This is a genomic window from Paraniabella ginsengisoli (assembly GCF_022513635.1).
Classification (GTDB): Bacteria; Bacteroidota; Bacteroidia; order Chitinophagales; family Chitinophagaceae; genus Niabella; species Niabella ginsengisoli.
Window position 1 is genome coordinate 642,356 of sequence record NZ_JAKWBL010000004.1, and the last position, 18,453, is coordinate 660,808.

Genomic DNA, 18,453 nt, shown 5'->3' on the forward strand with positions numbered 1-18,453 from the left:
ACTTGGTTACAATAGCCAGTTTTTTAAAGTGATCTTTGCCACTGATCCATTTTTGCCGCTTTCAATATTAAAGAGTAATGGTGTTGCGTTATAAATGGTATTTAATAAAGATATCCGGTTTTTTGTAAGAGACAAACCATGGCCAGAATAGTTCAGACCGCTATCAAACCCATCGCCATTGTCCGTTACTGATAATACCAAATCATTATTTATTTTTGATAAGGAAACTTCAATCTCTCCCTTTTGTTTTTTAGTTATACTTCCGTGCTTTACGGCGTTCTCTATCAACGGTTGTAATAACATTGGTGGAATTTGAGCATTATGCCTGTCAATATTTTCATCAAATGATATGTTGTATTGAAACCCAAAGCGCATCTGCTCCATTTGCAGATAATCTTCTAAAAGTTTAACCTCATCGTCAATCGTTATCATCTCCTTACTTGAATCGTCAAGTATGCTTCTTGTTAGTCTTGAAAATTTGGTTAAATAAGCGTTGGCCTTATCATTTTCATGGGTATTCAATAAATTTTGAATACTCGACAGCGCATTGAAAATAAAGTGTGGGTTAAGTTGTGAACGAATGGATTCCAGCCTGTTTTTTGCTAATTCTTCATTTCTTTTAGCCTCAAGAAATTTTCGTTTGTTACGATATTTAATAAAAAGAATAATGGCTGTTATAAGTAAAGTAATTAGCACTCCAATAAGCATAGCCAATCTGTTACTCAACTCAATCTTCGATTTTTCTTCCGGTAATACGGTTAAATGATAAGTAAATTTTTTATCATTAAATTCCTGCTCATACATTCCTGTTTTGTTAGCACGATCACTTCGTTTAACTATGGCGTAAGGAATGAATTCGATTTTATAATCGCCCGGTTCTTTCCATAGTTCTTTATTGATGGGAATCTTTTTATTATATCGGCCTCCAATCAGGATTCTTTCTTCTTTTTTATTCCTGTTTTTTACAAGGTAAACAAGTGTTGAAAGAGATTTACTATTGTGTGTGGTAAGCGAAATTTCAAGCAGCGAATCAGCGGATTGAAGTGTTGTATGGCGGAGGCTGAACGAATCAACCAAATTGAAGCTTTTTTAAAATCGTCAAAACTGAAATTTTTTGCTTTTTGAAAAATTGGATTTATTCCAATTACGGAAGCCGCGAAAATTCCATGAAGATTCCGTGTTGTGTACATAACATCTCCCGAAATAACCGGCTTTTCTACTTCAACCCATTCCACATACATTGTCGACCGATCGGCATAATTTTTTACGTTGTAAATTTCAATTTTGATTTGTTGCTTTGGGCTGTATTCAAACTTGCCCAGATAAGCATAAGAAAATTTGCCATCTTTTGTTTTAATAAATTGATCGGGCTTTTTCCATGATACTATTTCTTCTTTATCATTTTTAACAACATGATATCGGTAATCATTTGCATTCGATTTATCGATCAAAACATTTGCAAACTCTACGTAAGCTGTTCCATTTACAAGATAACCGTGGCCATTTATTTCTGAAACATATATCTCATCTTTATTAGGTTCGAAGGATGCTACAATTGAATACTTCGGGTTTCTAAAGCTCCAAAATGCATCATACCACTGGCCTTCTTTATTTATAGTTGTTAGCTTTTCGTATCGGTAGATATTTATTTTTTGTTCCGTTGAGGCAGTTCGAATATCTACCACCGTATTCCCGTCATACTTCAGATAAGGAATTTGTGTTGAATCTTCAACCGTCACGAAAAGGGGTCCGACTTTTATCTGTTGTTGTGCAAATAAGGACAACCAATTGGCTAAAAGCAGTATCGTTAGGCAATAATTAACCAATATAAATTTTACTTTCATAATGTTTTTTCACAAACCTAAAATGCTGAAAACTTTATTACAAGCTTCATTTAGTAGCACTAATTAATTGCTTTAGAAATGGCATGGTTTCAAACAGAATTTGAACATACGTCTTTCTGTTTCAAACAGTATTGTAGTTAAATTTGTACAAAATGAAACCAACCATCACCATCGAATATTGTCCAAAATGCGGCTGGATGCTGCGCGCAGCTTATATGGCGCAGGAATTCCTGACTACTTTTTCAGATTATGTACAAGCGGTATCGCTAAAGCCTGGCGACGTAAGCGGAATATTTACCATTTCGGTAAATGAAAAAATTGTTTTTGACAGAAAAGAAAACGGTGGCTTTAAAGAAATAAAAGAATTAAAACAACTCATTCGCGATGAAATAGATCCTGAAATGAGCTTGGGGCATTCTGACAGACGTAGTTGATAGTCCATGGTCGATGGTCCATCGACTATTGGCTCTTATCCACGCTGCTGGCACCACTAACATTTGATGTAATCTGTGGACTTCCCTTGTATTTAATACCGCTTGCACCACTTGCCTCGGCGTTTAAAGTAACGCTGCTGAACAAGCGAATAGTGCTGGCGCCACTCGCATCTACATCTGCATTTTCAGTTTTTAAATCAAATGCATTGATCGTTGCCGCGCCCGAAGCGTCAGCTTTCAGATCCCGGCACTCCCCATCAGCGGTAAGCGTACTTGCACCCGTAGACTCCAGTTCAATAACAGGCGCACGAAGTGAAACATTGCCGCTTGAAGCGCCCGATACTTCAATTCTTATTTGCTTATCCTGACTAAATTTCCCCTGCGTTTTTATTTGGGCCGCGCCCGAAATCGAAACTTTATCCAGCGACGGTGCTGAAATATAAACCTTTACATCTCCCGTTGGATCCAGGTTTGTATCATTTTTAGTATCCACCTCAAGCGTTTGATGATCATGAACAGCCACGTCAATATAGTTGAACAGGTTTTCATCCGTCTCTATTTTTACGCTGTATTCATTCGCCTGGCTTATATATATTTCCATACTTTCTCCAGCATCTATTTGCGAAAAGTCTTTAAGATCATAGGTTTTGGAAACCACCTTTCCATTTCCCTTTACCCGTTGTTGGTCAATAATGTTGCAGGAGCTAAAAGCAATGGCGGCTATTAAAATGAAGCTTAAGTATTTCATCAGTTTATTTTTTTATTATTTTATCATCAATAAATATAGGTCATCTTTGTTGCCACGCTCGCTTGTACTACAGCATATAAATCATCCTACATAAACGAACGCATTCATATTTCTCACAGAAGTCACAGATGAACACAGAAAAAAACAATCTGTGTCATTCCGTGTTTTCTGTGAGCCACATTTTTCTGTGAGAACATTTGTCAAATCAAAAATCTCAAATCTCAAATCTCAAATAATGTTACCTTCGCCGCATTATGACGGAACGGATACTTATTCTCGATTTTGGCTCTCAATATACACAGTTAATTGCCCGTGCGGTAAGAGAAGCCAATGTTTACTGCGAAATTATACCTTATTCAAAACCATTCGAAATCGATGGCAATTTAAAAGGAATTATTCTTTCTGGCTCACCGTTTTCGGTAAATGATCAAAATGCGCCTGTTATTGGCATAAAAGATATTGTAAAAAGCCTGCCGGTTTTAGGTATTTGCTACGGCGCGCAGCTTACAGCCAAAAGTTATGGCGGCGCGTGGAAAAAAGTAGCAAGAGGGAATATGGTCGCGCTTCTATGTCGGTAAACGACGAAACAGATGTTTTGATGCAGGGCGTAAGCGCCAAAAGTCAGGTGTGGATGAGCCACGGCGATAGTATTTTAGAACTGCCTGAAGGGTTTGAAGTATTAGCTACAACCGATAGTATTCCGGTTGCAGCGTTCAAAAACAAAACGGATGTAAACCCTTTATATGGTTTGCAGTTTCATCCTGAAGTGTATCATAGCACCGAAGGCAAACAAATATTGAAAAACTTCCTGGTAAATATTTGTGGATGCGCACAGGATTGGACTCCGGCTCATTTCATTACAGATACAGTTAATGCGCTGAAAAAACAAATCGGTGACAGGCATGTAATTATGGCGCTGAGTGGCGGAGTTGATAGCACTGTGGCGGCAACACTGATACACCGAGCAATTGGCGATAAGCTGCACGGCATATTTGTAGACAACGGCGTATTGCGTAAAAATGAATTTGAAGAAGTACTGGAAACTTATAATCAATTGGGATTGAATGTTACTGGTGTTAACGCCAGCCAGATGTTTTATGACGAATTGAAAGATAATCCTGATCCGGAAGCGAAAAGAAAGGTTATTGGCCGTTTATTTATTGAAGTGTTTCAGCAGGAAGCTGGTAAACTTGAAAATATTGAACTATTGGGCCAGGGCACTATTTATCCGGATGTGATTGAAAGCGTATCCGTGCACGGTCCGTCTGTAACTATAAAATCACATCACAATGTTGGTGGATTGCCTGCTTCTATGAAAATGGAACTGGTAGAACCGCTGCGTTATTTATTTAAAGATGAAGTAAGAAAAGTAGGCCGGGAATTAGGCATTCCTGCTAATCTTATTGATAGGCATCCATTTCCCGGGCCAGGTTTAGCCATCAGAATATTAGGAGAAGTAACCGAAGAAAAAGTGAAATTATTGCAGGAAGCTGATCATATTTATACCAATGCATTAAAAGAAACGGGGCTCTATGCAACGGTTTGGCAGGCTGGAACAATCTTGTTACCAGTAAAAAGTGTTGGTGTAATGGGCGATGAACGCACGTATGAATTTACGGTGGCGCTTCGTGCCGTAACCAGCGTAGATGGAATGACGGCTGATTGGGCACATCTTCCTTACGACTTTTTAGCAGATGTAAGTAACGAAATTATAAACAACGTAAGAGGCATTAACCGTGTAGTTTATGATATAAGCAGTAAGCCTCCGGCTACTATAGAGTGGGAATAACACACTTACGCGATGTATAAATTTCGTTTTAGGAATAAAATTTGCTTAAATAGTCCATCATCCATTTTCAATGAACGATGGACTTAAAAATACCGTATAATGAAGCAATTTTTTTATTGTTGGCCTTCTTCATTTGTTATTCCTCATTGACGCAAGCCCAGGGGTTTGGCGGCGCTCGGCATAAAATGGCCATATTTACTCCGCTTTATATTGATGAAGCGTTTGATAATGCGGGAAGTTATAAGTATTCTGGCAAGACCTTTCCTAAGCAATCGATAAATGGCTTGGAGTTTTATCATGGTGCGTCGCTTGCTATCGACTCTCTCAATAAATTAAGTATTCCTTTAGATGTTTACATTTATGACACAAAGTCAAAGAAGGAAACGCTTGAGCAGCAATTTAGCAAATGCGCTGCCGACGGTGTAGAGCTTATTATTGCTAATTGTTCTTTATCAGAACTGACAACCCTTGCAAGATTAGGTTTAGATAAAAAGATCACGGTGCTGAACGCTACTGTTCCAAACGATGCTAATACAACCAACAATCCATATTTCGTAGTGATGAATCCTACTATACAAACCCAGTTGGAAAGATTGTATAATTATATCAAAACAAAGTATCCAGGTAAGCAGATTACAGTTATTACAAAAAAGGCGCCTTCTGAAAAGTATATACGTTCTGTGTTTGAAACGCTAAACACCCATTATAAAAACGCAATCAACTTTAATTTCAGAGAAGTGAATGACGATATTGCGTTAAAGGCTTTGGGCACTACAACACAACCAACAGAAGCGGGTTTATATGTTATCGGCTCTTTAGATACTGAGTTTGGTAAAAAGATTTTAGCACAGTTTGCGCAGAGCAGTAAAAACTATGCCTCACTTACGTTAATCGGGATGCCAACATGGGAAAATATCGATCTCACAAAAACTGATTATAAAGGTGTTGAAGTTATTTACAGCACACCGTTTTATAATGCCAGAACAGATGCGGCAAGCAGATATATAACCAGTTATTATAGTAAAAAAATGTATGCGCGCCCAAGCGATTTGGTATTTAGAGCTTATGGCCTTACGTACAGGTTTGGGCATTTATTGAACCGCTACGGAAAAGATATCAACAACAAACTTGCCGGCACTGAATATCGAGCTTTTTTCGACATGGAAATCCAACCGGATTATCTAAATGGTAAGATAAGCCATTACGAAAACAAGAAGCTTTATTACTTAAAGTACTTTAATGGTGCTCTAAAGGCGGTGAACTAATTTATAGCTTAGCTTTCAGGTCGTCCAATATCATCTTTTGAGATGCAATTATTTTTTGTTGTGCCTCCTGTTTGGATTTATTTGCCGCTAATTTCTCTTCCAGTTCTTTTTGTATCTCTTCCAGATCTGCCAAAGAATTTTCTTCTCCGACAAGAATTCCTTCCTGCCTTTTTATTTCTACGATATCACCGCTACGTTTTACGTTTGCGGTCATCTTTTCTAAAAAAGATTTGCTTTTATTCAAAAGAGAAGCCGGATTGTCTGAAATGCCAGCGCCCTGCATAATCATGTAAACCGTTGTTTTTTTGCTGCCACGCCTTCCGTCTTCTTCAAACTTAAAATAATAATCAAGTTTGCTTTTGGTTACCTCAGTCATTGTAGCATTTTCATACGTTATAAAACCTTTGCTTTTAGAGCTGGAGTATTGCTTGTCGGCAAATTTTGCTACAAAAGCGTTTTCAACAATTTCCTCTGGATAGTCGTACACCATTACAATGGCAGGCTCTTCTGCTTTGCCGTATTTTACCTTTCCTTCAAATGCCTGTGCTGATGCATTTGCTGTCAATATTGCCAACCCCGAAAAAATTGCCCATTGCTTAACCATAAAAACATATTAGAGTTTAATGAATTGATCTTGCGCAAAGGTATATTAACTCTCTGTTTTATTTTAAGTACTTTAAATTTGCACCAATAATTTTTTACATTGAGTGGGATTAAGAAACTGGCAGGACAAACTATTTGGTATGGCGTAAGTTCGATTGCGGCAAGGTTTATTAACTATTTGCTTACACCTTACCTAACGTATAAATTTACGACAGGTGAATATGGTGAGATGAGCATTCTATATGCTTTTATCCCATTTATGAATGTTATTTTCACTTATGGAATGGAAACCGGTTTTTTCCGGTTCTCCCAAAATAGCGATAAAGACAAAGTGTATAGTACTACAAGCTTGTCTTTGATTTACTCCACGCTGATACTTGCACTGTTATTAATTGCTTTTAATAAACCCCTTTCAGGTTTGCTGTCTGTTGCAGATAAGCCTGAATACTTAATGCTTGCAGCGGCCATTATTGCCCTGGACGCACTTACCACTATTCCTTTTGCAAAGCTAAGACAGGATGGACGTCCCCGAAAGTTTGCCTTTACAAAACTTACCGGTATTCTTGTAAATATTGCGGCTATCTATTTTTTCCTAAGCATTTGCCCACAACTTATTGATCAAGAGCCAGACCATGTGCTCAGTCATTTTTATGACAAAGATTGGGTGGTAGGTTATGTGTTACTAGCTAATCTCATTCAAAATATTATTGTATTTCTTATTTTATCGAAAGAATTCTGGGGCTTTAGGTTTAAGTTTAATAAAGCACTTTGGAAAGAAATGATGTTATACAGCCTTCCATTAATCATTGCAGGACTGGGGGCATGATAAATGAAACGGCTGATCGTATTATGCTGTTAAAATGGTGGACGCCCGCAGCTGGTGGTAGCGATGCAGAATCCGCTGTAGGAATTTACTCAGCATGTTATAAATTATCAATTCTTATTACTTTAGGAGTTCAGGCATTTAAAATGGGTGCTGAGCCATTCTTTTTTAATCAGGCTGCCAGTGATAATGCGCCTCGGATATATGCACGCGTTATGAAATTCTTTGTAATTACAGTTTGCCTGATGTTTTTATTCGTGGTGTTATATTTAGATATATGGAAGCAATTTATTCGTAATCCGGAAATGTGGGTAGGCTTAAAAGTAGTTCCTATACTCTTGCTGGCGAACATGTTTTTAGGCATTTATTACAATTTAAGCATCTGGTACAAGCTTGGAAATAAAACTATTTCCGGCGCATACATCACCATTATTGGGGCCTTGGTTACGGTTCTGATAAACTATATTTTTATTCCGCATTATGGATATGTGGCTTGCGCCTGGGCAACGTTTGCGTGCTATGGCATTATGATGGTTGTTTCCTATATCTGGGGCCAAAAAAATTATCGGATACCTTATGCCACCAATAAATTGTTGGCTTACATAATTGTAGCGGTTGTATGTTACTTTATACATTTTTATATCATAAGCGCCTTTCCTTTAGCCTGGCTTAGTTATAGCCTTGCGACAGTACTGTTCGCCCTTTATTTTTTACTTATTATCAGAATAGAAAGAAAAGAATTTGCACAGTTCCCTGTTATTGGCAAATATTTAAAAAAGCCGTTGCCATAAAATCCGCTAATAAGTATTAATTTTCCGTATGCTATTTCAACATCGTTTGTCGAATGAAAGAGCGCCCTTTAAGCATCATTGCATTCAAGCTACATATTGTTGAAGGGTAAAGTAAAATGGTACTGAATAATCGCAGCGAAGCTGCAACTTAACAAACATACGAGTGAAAACTATTTACATTCTAGCGCCTGAACATGCAGTAATGCAGGCAGTGGCTGATCCTCAATATTGTTTTAACACCGTTAATGAATTTCTGCAGGTAAGTGGAAGGGATGCTCTTTCCATGTACAAGTGGTGGGTGCAAAAAGAGAAGTGCGATTCAGCGGGAATCAGTTTACTGTAACAGTAGACAAATTATTGAGTGACACCGGTGTCGCAGACCTGGTAATTGTTCCTGCGTTATTTGGAGATATGGGAAACGCCGTGACTGCTAATGCAAAAATTGCGGAATGGTTGATATGGCAATATAAAGAAGGCGCAGAAATAGCCTCGCTTTGTGTGGGTGCTTTTTTACTGGCTTCTACCGGTTTGCTAAATGGAAGAAAATGCAGCACCCATTGGGGATACATTAATACTTTTCGTGAAATGTTTCCCAATGTTATGATCCAGGATGGCAGCATTGTTACAGAACAGAACCGTATTTATACCAGCGGAGGAGCCACTTCCTATTGGAACTTATTGCTTCATTTAGTTGAAAAGTATACCGACCGCCAAATTGCTATTCTGGTATCTAAATATTTCGCAATTGATATTGATCGAAGTAGCCAGTCTGCATTTGCAGTGTTTACGGCACAAAAAAGCCATAACGATGATGCAGTAAAAAAGGCACAAGAATACATCGAGAAAATATTGAAGACCGCTTAACCATCGACGACATTGCTGCATATGTTGCATTAGGAAGGCGCAGCCTGGAACGCAGGTTTAACATGCAACCAACAATTCTGTACTGGAATATATACAAAGAGTAAAGATAGAAGCGGCCAAAAAGAGTTTTGAAAGCAGTAGGAAAAATATAAATGAGGTAATGTACGACGTTGGATACACCGATACTAAAGCATTCAGAAGCACCTTTAAAAAGATAACGGGCCTTACACCTATTGAGTACAAAAACAAATACAATAAACTTGCAGTAGCCTGATAAAAACAAAGCGGTGTATTTATTGGCATCCTTTTTTCTTAGCTACTTTTGATGCAAATAGAAGTCGCAGATAAAGTAGTTAATATTTCTCCTCAAAAGCTTGTCAGTGCTTTGAACGATCCTGAAAAAAGTGCGAGGATCGTAAAACTTACTTATGTGAACGATAGCGATGAAGGAATCGTTCGCGTAAAGTCGGGTAAGTCTTTTTCTTATAAAAAATCTTCCAAAAAATAAAAGACGAAAAGACCCTGGCCCGCATCAAAGGCCTGGTAATTCCGCCGGCATGGCGGGATGTGTGGATCTGTAACCTGGAGAATGGCCATTTGCAATGTACCGGAATAGATGCGTTGGGTCGCAAACAATATCGCTACCACTCTTTATGGAATGCTTTACGAAAAGAAACTAAGTTTTACAGGTTGTTACAATTTGGAGAAGCTTTGGGAAACCTTCGCAAAAAATTGTCAGCGCATTTAGCTGAACGTAGTTTAAGCAAGCAAAAAGTTTTGGCAGCTGTTGTAAGCACAATGGATAAAACAGGCATTCGGGTAGGAAACAGCATGTACGAAAAACTGTATGGATCTTACGGGCTATCCACTTTTAAAGATCAGCATATTAAAATTAATGGCAGTAACGTAGCGTTTAGCTTCAGGGGTAAAAAAGGCGTATATCAAAATATTTCAATGCAAAGCGCCCGTTTGGCAAAAATCATTAAGCAATGCAAGGAAATTCCTGGAAGAGAGTTATTTCAGTACCTAGATGAAGATGGACAAAGGCATTCAATAACAAGCGGCGATGTAAATGATTATATAAAAGAAATTTCTGGCGGCGAGTTCACTAGTAAAGATTTTAGAACCTGGACGGGTACTGTTGATTGCATTGTAAATTTTGCCAGAATTGGAGGTTTCGAAACCAAAACCCAAATGAAAAAAATATGGTTGACGCTTTGGATTGCGTAGCTAAAACACTTGGTAATACAAGGGCGGTTTGTAAAAGCCATTATGTTCATCCGCTAATACTGAGTATGTATGAAGATACTCGTTTAAATAACTATCTTAAAAAACTTGATGCTACAAGCGCAGATGCAATATCGAAAACAGAACCACTCCTGTTAAAGATCCTAAAAAAAGAAACCATTCAATCTAAATGAGAGTACTAAGAAAGTAAGTTCTGGCGTAATAAAAATTCGAGTTGCTCGTTAGTAGTCATAAGCTTCTCGGTTAGCTCTTCCTGATTTTTGCTATTGTTATACAATTTTAAAGCATTTTCAATAGTAGTTCGAAGCTCATCTTCAGACCATGGTTTTTGAACGTATTTATAAACAGAACCTTTATTAATAGCATCAATAACGGCATTAATATCTGTATAGCCCGTTAACAAAATACGAGGAACAGCAGGGTAATCTTTTATAATTGATTCGAGAAATTCAATGCCCGTAGTTTCCGGCATACGCTGATCTGTTATAATAAGATGAATATTATTAGCCTTTAATATCTGCCTTCCCTCTTCAGCAGATGATGCCGTAAAAATTGTATAGGATCGTCTGAAAACCGCCCTGAAGGAGTTTAGATTATGGACTTCATCATCAACGTAAAGAATATTTTTATAAATATTTTCTTCACCCATAAAAAAGCAAATATTGTTAAATTTCTGTTCTATATTTATGTCCTACAAAATTATAAAAAGAACAAAAACTAATTATGCTCCTAGGCTATAATGTAGGCACAGAATATTATAAAGGATATAAACCATCATTTTACCGGTTACAAGACAAAGGTGAATCGGGAAAACTTAAAGAGCTTTTATCACAAACTCCAGCTATACAAATATACGATACAATTGAAAGTCAATTATCAGAACTGGCGAAAATAAATAATCCGCAAAAACAGCTTACTTCTAATGAGGTAACGGATTTTATAAACGAATATAGAAATGGAGCTCCTTTAGACGAATGCGGCGTTTGGGTTTATTACCCATGGTCACAAAAATTGGTTCACTTGTTAGATGAAGAAGATTTTATACAAGTACGGACCAGCAGAAACAATTATAAAATAAAGCCGGAAGAACTTCAGATATTAAGAAAAAAAAAGATAGGCATTATAGGTTTATCAGTTGGGCAATCGATTGCATTAACAATTGCGACAGAGAGAGTTTGTAATGAGTTACATTTAGCTGATTTTGATACAGTCGAGTTGGCAAATATGAACAGGTTGAGCAACTGCAATGTGTATAATCTGGGCGCATCAAAAGCAATTATCACAGCCCAAAAAATAGCTGAGTTGGATCCATATCTTATTGTAACCTGTTTTTCAGAAGGGATTACTGAAAGTAATATTGATGCATTTTTAGGAGAAGGCAGTACTCAGCTTGATATATTGGTAGAGGAATGTGATAGTATAGACGTTAAAATATTAAGCAGAATAAAAGCGCGTGAAAAGAAAATTCCGGTTGTGATGGATACTAACGATAGAGGAATGTTAGATGTTGAACGTTTTGATCTGGAGCCGGAACGGCCCATATTTCATGGTAATTTAAAAGAAGATATTGATTTGACAAGATTAAAAGATCTTACAAACAAAGAGAAATTACCGATGCTAGACGCGATGGTAAATCTTTCAGCTCTTTCTGAAAGGATGAAATATTCTTTAAGTGAGATGGGGAAAAGTATTAATACCTGGCCACAGTTAGCTTCCTCGGTAATGCTTGGAGGCGCAATGGTTACGGACACATGCAGGCGAATCTTATTATCGGAAACGACCAGCTCTGGAAGGTATTATATCGATTTTAGCGAATTAATTAAATAAGCGGTGGGGTGGAAATAGCTATCAGAGCCTTCAAAGCCATTATGGATGAAGAAACATGCCTCAAGTTCATTGATGGGCACAGGCGTCTTCTGGAATTTCATTTTGGTGTTGCAAAGATTACATCGAGTCACACCAGCTGGATGCATCACGAAAATACATTTGTAGTGGTAGCTGAAAGTCTGGATAGGACAAAAGTGTACGGCGGCGTACGTGTTCAGGTGGCCGACGGTCAACTCCCATTGCCCATAGAAACCGCTATTGGCAGGTACGATCCTGCCATTCATCAGCAGGCCACGCCCGGTTCTTCCGAGATTTGCGGCCTCTGGAATTCGATGGAAGTGGCGGGTATGGGTATTGGCAGCATCTTCATGGCTCGCGTTGGTGTAGTGCTCGCCATGCAGCTGAACGTTGAGAAAGCATTTTTTCTTTGTGCCCCGGTTACCGTGAGGATTGGTAAAAGAATAGGAGGTGTTATTGAAACCTCCCTTGGAAATAAAGGAGACTTTTTTATCCCAAAGACGATTTTGTGGCCACCGCAATGGTAATTAATGACTGCAAAACACTTGTCCATGCAGATGAAAAAGAGCGAACAAGGATTTTTGATTTGTTCAATAATCCTATACAACGCGTAATGGAGGCCGGACCAAAGGGCGAGCTTTTGGTGGATTATTTATTAAAGATATAATGATGTGATGGTCCTAATGCGTATTTATTTCTTTCTTATTTGCATTTTGTATGCATGTGGAATGTTATATGGGCAGGTGCCTGTACAGGTTACCAAAGAGGCCGCACTTTATAACGTAGTTAAAAGCCACATCCAATATCTGGAAGATAAAAACAGCAGCTTCTCAATCAATGAAGTAGCGCAAGTTCCATTTTTAAATACTTCGTCAGATGTGCCGGGGTTTTTTATTTCCTCTTCTTCTTTTTGGGTAAAGTTTATTATTCAGAATGAAACAGAAGATCCGCATCTAATCATTAATCTGGAACATGCAACCATCGACAGGGCTGTCTTATATTACAAGGTTGGAGCATCAGGCGAATTTGATTCAACAGTTTTAACTGAAGCACAACCGTTCAGGAATCGTAAATACAACTATCAAACATACATGTTTGATGCGGAGATAAATAAAGGGGAGCAAAAAACTTTTTTCTTAAAGTGAGCGCTTCAGAACAACTGCTCATTCCAATTACGGTAGGCCATGTAGAAAAAACTTTCGAAAAACTTGCAACCAACGACCTGATATTTGGGCTATACATTGGGCTGATACTTGTAATGGTGTTATATAATTTGTTTCTCTATTTTTCTACAAAAGACAAAAGTTATTTTTATTATGTACTCTACATGGTTTTTGTAGGAATAACACAAGCTATGTTGCAAGGGTATACCTTTCGGTTCCTCTGGCCTAACCTTCCTATTCTAAATAACTATGCCGCTATCTTGGTTCCTTTTTTTAATGGAATTGCTGCGTTAGAATTTATACGAAATTTTTTAAACCTTAAAAGCGTATCAAAACGGTTTAACAAAGGCATTTTCTGGTTTGAAGCGTTTTATTCTATTTCGTTGGTTTTGGGTATAATGGGTATGTTTAGGAGTGCGCAAATTGCTGTGCAATCAGCAGCTTTTTTCACTGCATTTTATGTACTGGGAATTTGCTCTTTACTTGCGTATAAAAAAATCCAAGGAGCAAAAACCTTGTTGATTGCATGGTCTGTTTTTTTATGCAGTGTTATCATTTTTGTGCTAAGAAATGTGGGCATACTTCCCTATAACAATCTCACTTTTTATGCATTACAAATTGGATCAGCGATTGAAGCCGTGCTACTTTCCCTGGCGCTGGCAGACAGATCAACACCTACCGGCGAGAACAGGAGCTTGCAAGGAAAGAGGCTTTAGAGGCTTCTTTGGAAAACGAGCGTTTAGTTAGGGACCAAAACATAACGCTGGAAAGACAGGTTCATGAGCGTACACAGGAATTGGAAAAATCTAATGATAATTTAAATAATACGCTTTCTCAATTAAAGAGCGCTCAAAGCAAGCTTGTAGAATCTGAAAAAATGGTATCGCTGGGCCAGCTTACGGCAGGTATCGCGCATGAGATCAATAATCCAATAAATTTTGTTACCTCAAACGTTAAGCCTTTGGAGTTGGACATTACCGACTTACTTACAGTTATTAAAAAGTACGAAGAAATCGATACATCTAAAAATGTAGATGATCAGCTATCATCAATTGAGGAGTATAAAAAGCAAATAGATATAAACTACATTAATGAAGAAATAAGGACTTTACTAAGTGGCATTAAAGATGGCGCTCATCGCACTGCAGAAATAGTCAGCAACTTGAAAAATTTTGCCAGGATTGATGAGGCCAATGTAAAATTCGTTAATTTGAATCGCGGCTTACAATCAACCTTACTGTTGGTAAAAAATTCATTCCCAAGGGATTTTATACTCAACAAAGAGTTTGGCGACATTCCTGATGTAGAATGTACCGCCGGTAAGATCAACCAGGTTTTCATGAATATAATTACAAATGGTTTGCAATCAATTGAGGAACGACAAGCCACTAACCCCGGTGTTGGTATTTTATCCATTAAAACTTTTGAAGAGGATGGTAAAGTAAAAGTTTCTATAAAAGACAACGGAACAGGGATTGAAGAAAATATAAGGGAAAAGATATTTGAGCCCTTTTATACTACAAAACCGGTGGGGCAGGGAACGGGACTTGGAATGTCGATCGTAAAAGGGATTATAGACAGCCATAATGGGACCATAGAAGTCATTTCAAATTTTGGGGATGGTGCAGAATTTATCATAACTTTACCCATAAACTATTTAAACTGAGAGCTTTCAACTTTGCTTTATGACAATAATAAAAGTTCTATACGTCGATGATGAAGAAAATAATTTAAGCTCTTTTAAAGCAAATTTTAGGAGGCTGTACGAAATATATACCGCTACTTCAGGTGCTGCCGCTTTGGATATTTTATCCCAAACCGACGTGCATGTGGTTATATCTGATCAGCGGATGCCCGGCATGACAGGCGTTGAGCTTTTTAAGAAGATAAAAAAATTTAATCCTGAACCTATACGCATTTTACTTACAGGATATACAGATATAGAGGCATTGGTAGATGCGATAAATGACGGCGATATATACAGATATATTACTAAACCCTGGAATGATATAGAGTTGAACAACGGTATACAAAACGCATATGACGTTTTTAAAACCAGAAGAGAATTAAAAGAAAAGCTTGCAGAGCTGCAAAAAACAAATGATGAGCTTAATCGATTCATTTATAGCATTTCACATGAGTTAAGAGCGCCTCTTGCGTCAGCGCTCGGCGTTATTAATTTAGCAAAACTGGATAATGTTTACAGCGATTCAGAAAAGGGCCACGAATACTGGAACCTTATGGAAGAATGTTGTAACCGACTTGACTATAATATAACCAGTACACTACAGTATTACAAGAATAGCCGATATACCAATATTAAGGAAGAAGTACACTTTGAGAAATTAATTCAGGATTTAATAATTATACATAAGCTGGCAAATAATATCGACGACAAAATTAAATTTGAAGTGAGTATTGATCAGACAGAAGTATTTCTTGGAGACATATTCAGAATAGAAATTATTTTGGGCAATCTTATTTCAAACGCGATCAAGTATCAAAAGCCAGATGAAGAAAATAAGCTAATAAAAATAGATGTAAAAGTAAACCTGTTAGATGCAGTAATTACTATTGTAGACAATGGGTTAGGTATTTTAAACGATCATTTGAACCAAATATTTAATCAATTTTTCAGAGTTCATAATCAGAAAGGAACAGGATTGGGCTTATTTATTGTAAGAGAGGCATTGGCAAAGTTGGACGGTAAAATTTCGGTAGAATCAGTCGTGAATTCAGGAACTCAATTTACTTTACGTATACCTAATCAACGCTAGTACGCACCAACAAATAACTCTAAACTCCGCAATGCCACCTAAAGCCCCAAAGCCCAACTTATTAGTTATCATTGATGATAGTTCATTCGATTTAAGAATTAATTCGGGAATAGCAACTCATATAAAGGTCTTCACACAAATATTATGTTTCTCCTCAGCTGAAGAAGGGCTCGATTTTTTAGTAGAAAATCTTGATAACCCGCAAATATATCCGCATCTTATTTTATTAGACATTCAAATGCCTGAAATGGACGGTTTTGAATTCATGAAACGATATGATAAATTTCCTGATAATTTTAAAAAAGGTAGTAATGTTGTTATGCTTTCCTCAACCGACGACTTGCAGGACATTACGCGGGTCGATTCCAACAAGAATGTATTCAGGCTTTTAAAAAAGCCATTACAAATAGAGCAACTTAAGGCCATTGCAGAAGAATTATATCTTCTCGATTAATTTGGGATTTGGTAAAATAAGCAGCAAAGTGTATTTTGTACGTTGAAAAAATTTGTCGAATTTCTGTCGAAAGCGAAATAATGCATTCCAAAAATTATCCCCGTTATTTTTTAATAATTATTGATGATAGTGCTTTCGATCGAAAAATAAATTCAATCGTCGCAGACCGAACGAAACTATTTAAACAAATAGTAACATTTTCCTCAGCCGAGGATGCGCTCGATTTTTTAACAGAGAATAGAAGTAATGCAGAAGTATTTCCACAAGTGCTTTTGCTGGACATTCAAATGCCCGGATTAGATGGATTTGAATTTATAGTTGAGTATGAAAGATTTCCAGATTACTTCAAGGAACAGAGCCATATCATCATGCTTTCTTCAACCGATGATTTACGGGATATAACACGTGCCGAGTCAAATAAAAATGTTATTACCTTATTAAAGAAACCTTTGCAGTTCGAACAATTTTCAGCTTTGATCAAAGAGCTGCATACCTTTTAAACCAGTTATAAATTTCGAAACTAATGATAAAAATAAAAGTCTTTTTGTGCAGTTTTCTAATATCTTTTATGCACGTTGCCGGACAAAGTGTTAGCGTACCAATTGCAGGTAACACATGGAGCTCTGCTAAAGAAAGCAGAAGCCTTGCAAAAACAGGAATAAGAGAATGGCAAAATAAAGAGCAAACATTTACAACATATATACGTGTAGCAACACCAGGCACGCTAAAGCTTTCTATAGATGCTGCATCTCCGTCTGGTAATGCAACGCTTGGTATTACTGCCTTGTCAAAAACCCATAAAGTAGAGATCAATGCTCAAAAAGAGTATGAAGTTGGGGAGTGGATGATAAAAGATTCTGGTTACATTGCTTTTACATTTTCAGGGATTGCCAAGGAAGGCTGTTGTTTTCCCGACATAAATAGTTTAAAGTTATCAGGCTCTGCAATAAATGAGCAGACATCATTTGTTAAAAATAATGAAGGCAATTTTTTTTATTGGGGACGCCGAGGCCCTTCTACTCATTTAAATTATCAGTTACCGCAGCATGTGGATGTTGAGTGGTTTTATAATGAAGTAACTGTACCCGAAGGCAATGACATTATTGGTTCTTATTTTATGGCAAATGGATTTGGAGAAGGATATTTTGGAATGCAGGTAAATTCCGATACAGAAAGACGCATACTGTTTTCAGTATGGAGCCCTTTACTACCGACAATCCAAAAGAAATTCCAGACGAGCAAAAAATTAAATTATTAAAAAAGGGAAATGATGTAAACACAGGAGAATTTGGCGGCGAAGGTTCTGGCGGGCAGAGCTTTCTGCGATATAACTGGAAAGCGGGTACAACACAGAAATTTTTATTGCACGGAATTCCAGATGGGGCAGATCATACCATTTACACGGCCTATTTTTTTGACAACGAGCAAAAAACATGGAGATTGATTGCCAGCTTCAGGCGCCCAAAGAAATCGACCTATCTCACACGCCTGCATTCTTTTCTTGAAAACTTTAATCCAGAACAGGGAAATATTGATAGAAAAGTGCTGTTTTCCAATCAGTGGGTAAAAGATACAAAGGGAGAATGGCACGAACTTACCAAAGCAAAATTTAGTGCAGATAATACTGCAAGAATCGGCTACAGAAAAGATTTTGAAGGCGGTGCAGATAAGAAAAACTTTTACCTGCATGCGTTTGGGTTTTTTAAACAGCAAACACCTATGGGTAAATCGCTTGAACGTGAGTCAATTAATACGCCACCAGCTATTGATTTCGCTTCTTTAAAATAGAATTTGCAACATTGTTG

At 37.5% G+C, this 18,453-nt stretch carries 21 protein-coding genes and 3 pseudogenes; 19 read left to right on the forward strand and 5 right to left on the reverse strand.

Annotated features, from left to right (window positions below):
* Window positions 1-6 precede the first annotated feature (6 nt).
* Both MKP09_RS20595 and MKP09_RS20600 read right to left on the reverse strand, forming a co-directional pair.
* Window positions 7-1,077 carry a sensor histidine kinase gene (locus tag MKP09_RS20595; RefSeq protein WP_240832155.1) on the reverse strand — a complete coding sequence of 357 codons (1,071 nt, stop codon included), beginning with the start codon at window positions 1,075-1,077 and terminating at the stop codon, window positions 7-9.
* Entirely contained in the window at window positions 963-1,844 is an 882-nt protein-coding gene (locus MKP09_RS20600) for a hypothetical protein (protein WP_240832156.1), read from the reverse strand. The genes MKP09_RS20595 and MKP09_RS20600 overlap by 115 nt, the downstream gene beginning before the upstream one ends.
* A 152-nt stretch (window positions 1,845-1,996) precedes the next feature.
* Here MKP09_RS20600 and MKP09_RS20605 point away from each other — a divergent pair, with 152 nt between their 5' ends.
* The gene (locus MKP09_RS20605; RefSeq protein ID WP_240832157.1) at window positions 1,997-2,278 is read left to right on the forward strand and encodes an Rdx family protein; all 282 of its coding nucleotides are present in this window, start codon (window positions 1,997-1,999) and stop codon (window positions 2,276-2,278) included.
* A 25-nt stretch (window positions 2,279-2,303) separates the two neighbouring features.
* On the opposite strand, the gene MKP09_RS20610 is transcribed toward MKP09_RS20605, so the two are convergent.
* Window positions 2,304-3,026: a head GIN domain-containing protein gene (locus tag MKP09_RS20610; protein WP_240832158.1), complete on the reverse strand. Its 723-nt coding sequence runs from the start codon at window positions 3,024-3,026 to the stop codon at window positions 2,304-2,306.
* 254 nt (window positions 3,027-3,280) lie between these two features.
* Here MKP09_RS20610 and guaA point away from each other — a divergent pair.
* Window positions 3,281-4,815, forward strand: a pseudogene (guaA, locus tag MKP09_RS20615) (glutamine-hydrolyzing GMP synthase).
* Between the two features lie 77 nt (window positions 4,816-4,892).
* A complete protein-coding gene (locus MKP09_RS20620) occupies window positions 4,893-6,080 on the forward strand; it encodes an ABC transporter substrate-binding protein (RefSeq protein ID WP_240832159.1) in 1,188 nt (395 codons plus the stop codon).
* 1 nt (window position 6,081) lies between these two features.
* Here the strand turns inward: MKP09_RS20620 and MKP09_RS20625 are convergent, their stop codons facing one another.
* Window positions 6,082-6,684 carry a hypothetical protein gene (locus tag MKP09_RS20625; RefSeq protein WP_240832160.1) on the reverse strand — a complete coding sequence of 201 codons (603 nt, stop codon included), beginning with the start codon at window positions 6,682-6,684 and terminating at the stop codon, window positions 6,082-6,084.
* A gap of 99 nt (window positions 6,685-6,783) precedes the next feature.
* Between MKP09_RS20625 and MKP09_RS20630 the strand changes: the two genes are divergently transcribed.
* The 7 genes and pseudogenes from MKP09_RS20630 (at window position 6,784) to MKP09_RS20660 (ending at window position 10,391) form a co-directional block, all read left to right on the forward strand.
* Window positions 6,784-7,509 carry a lipopolysaccharide biosynthesis protein gene (locus tag MKP09_RS20630; RefSeq protein WP_240832161.1) on the forward strand — a complete coding sequence of 242 codons (726 nt, stop codon included), beginning with the start codon at window positions 6,784-6,786 and terminating at the stop codon, window positions 7,507-7,509.
* Window positions 7,452-8,297 carry a polysaccharide biosynthesis C-terminal domain-containing protein gene (locus tag MKP09_RS20635; protein WP_240832162.1) on the forward strand — a complete coding sequence of 282 codons (846 nt, stop codon included), beginning with the start codon at window positions 7,452-7,454 and terminating at the stop codon, window positions 8,295-8,297. Before MKP09_RS20630 ends, MKP09_RS20635 begins: the two co-directional genes overlap by 58 nt.
* A 163-nt stretch (window positions 8,298-8,460) precedes the next feature.
* The gene (locus tag MKP09_RS20640) at window positions 8,461-8,640 is read left to right on the forward strand and encodes a hypothetical protein (RefSeq protein ID WP_240832163.1); all 180 of its coding nucleotides are present in this window, start codon (window positions 8,461-8,463) and stop codon (window positions 8,638-8,640) included.
* On the forward strand, window positions 8,610-9,161 hold the full coding sequence (locus tag MKP09_RS20645; RefSeq protein ID WP_240832164.1) for a GlxA family transcriptional regulator: 552 nt from the start codon (window positions 8,610-8,612) through the stop codon (window positions 9,159-9,161). The genes MKP09_RS20640 and MKP09_RS20645 overlap by 31 nt, the downstream gene beginning before the upstream one ends.
* A gap of 79 nt (window positions 9,162-9,240) precedes the next feature.
* Window positions 9,241-9,435, forward strand: a pseudogene (locus MKP09_RS20650) (helix-turn-helix domain-containing protein); the annotation flags it as partial.
* A gap of 51 nt (window positions 9,436-9,486) precedes the next feature.
* A complete protein-coding gene (locus tag MKP09_RS20655; protein ID WP_240832165.1) occupies window positions 9,487-9,669 on the forward strand; it encodes a hypothetical protein in 183 nt (60 codons plus the stop codon).
* Between the two features lie 59 nt (window positions 9,670-9,728).
* On the forward strand, window positions 9,729-10,391 hold the full coding sequence (locus MKP09_RS20660; RefSeq protein WP_240832166.1) for a DNA topoisomerase IB: 663 nt from the start codon (window positions 9,729-9,731) through the stop codon (window positions 10,389-10,391).
* 196 nt (window positions 10,392-10,587) lie between these two features.
* On the opposite strand, the gene MKP09_RS20665 is transcribed toward MKP09_RS20660, so the two are convergent.
* A complete protein-coding gene (locus MKP09_RS20665) occupies window positions 10,588-11,058 on the reverse strand; it encodes a response regulator (RefSeq protein ID WP_240832167.1) in 471 nt (156 codons plus the stop codon).
* Between the two features lie 74 nt (window positions 11,059-11,132).
* Here MKP09_RS20665 and MKP09_RS20670 point away from each other — a divergent pair, with 74 nt between their 5' ends.
* From MKP09_RS20670 to MKP09_RS28415, 9 genes and pseudogenes are all read left to right on the forward strand, one after another.
* A complete protein-coding gene (locus tag MKP09_RS20670; RefSeq protein WP_240832168.1) occupies window positions 11,133-12,236 on the forward strand; it encodes a ThiF family adenylyltransferase in 1,104 nt (367 codons plus the stop codon).
* A gap of 140 nt (window positions 12,237-12,376) precedes the next feature.
* Window positions 12,377-12,781, forward strand: a complete 405-nt coding sequence (locus MKP09_RS20675) for a hypothetical protein (RefSeq protein ID WP_240832169.1) — start codon at window positions 12,377-12,379, stop codon at window positions 12,779-12,781.
* A gap of 156 nt (window positions 12,782-12,937) precedes the next feature.
* Window positions 12,938-13,399, forward strand: coding sequence for a 7TMR-DISMED2 domain-containing protein (locus MKP09_RS20680; RefSeq protein WP_240832170.1), 462 nt, complete (start codon window positions 12,938-12,940; stop codon window positions 13,397-13,399).
* Window positions 13,396-14,133 (forward strand): 7TM-DISM domain-containing protein, encoded by a 738-nt coding sequence (locus MKP09_RS20685; protein ID WP_240832171.1) that lies wholly within the window; start codon window positions 13,396-13,398, stop codon window positions 14,131-14,133. The genes MKP09_RS20680 and MKP09_RS20685 overlap by 4 nt, the downstream gene beginning before the upstream one ends.
* Window positions 14,134-14,141: 8 nt before the next feature.
* On the forward strand, window positions 14,142-15,083 hold the full coding sequence (locus MKP09_RS20690; RefSeq protein WP_240832172.1) for a sensor histidine kinase: 942 nt from the start codon (window positions 14,142-14,144) through the stop codon (window positions 15,081-15,083).
* 19 nt (window positions 15,084-15,102) lie between these two features.
* On the forward strand, window positions 15,103-16,194 hold the full coding sequence (locus MKP09_RS20695) for a hybrid sensor histidine kinase/response regulator (RefSeq protein WP_240832173.1): 1,092 nt from the start codon (window positions 15,103-15,105) through the stop codon (window positions 16,192-16,194).
* A 31-nt stretch (window positions 16,195-16,225) separates the two neighbouring features.
* Window positions 16,226-16,648 carry a response regulator gene (locus tag MKP09_RS20700; protein ID WP_240832174.1) on the forward strand — a complete coding sequence of 141 codons (423 nt, stop codon included), beginning with the start codon at window positions 16,226-16,228 and terminating at the stop codon, window positions 16,646-16,648.
* A gap of 35 nt (window positions 16,649-16,683) precedes the next feature.
* Window positions 16,684-17,148 carry a response regulator gene (locus tag MKP09_RS20705; RefSeq protein WP_240832175.1) on the forward strand — a complete coding sequence of 155 codons (465 nt, stop codon included), beginning with the start codon at window positions 16,684-16,686 and terminating at the stop codon, window positions 17,146-17,148.
* Window positions 17,149-17,216: 68 nt separating this feature from the next.
* Window positions 17,217-18,436: pseudogene (locus MKP09_RS28415) on the forward strand (DUF3472 domain-containing protein).
* The last annotated feature ends 17 nt before the right edge of the window (window positions 18,437-18,453 follow it).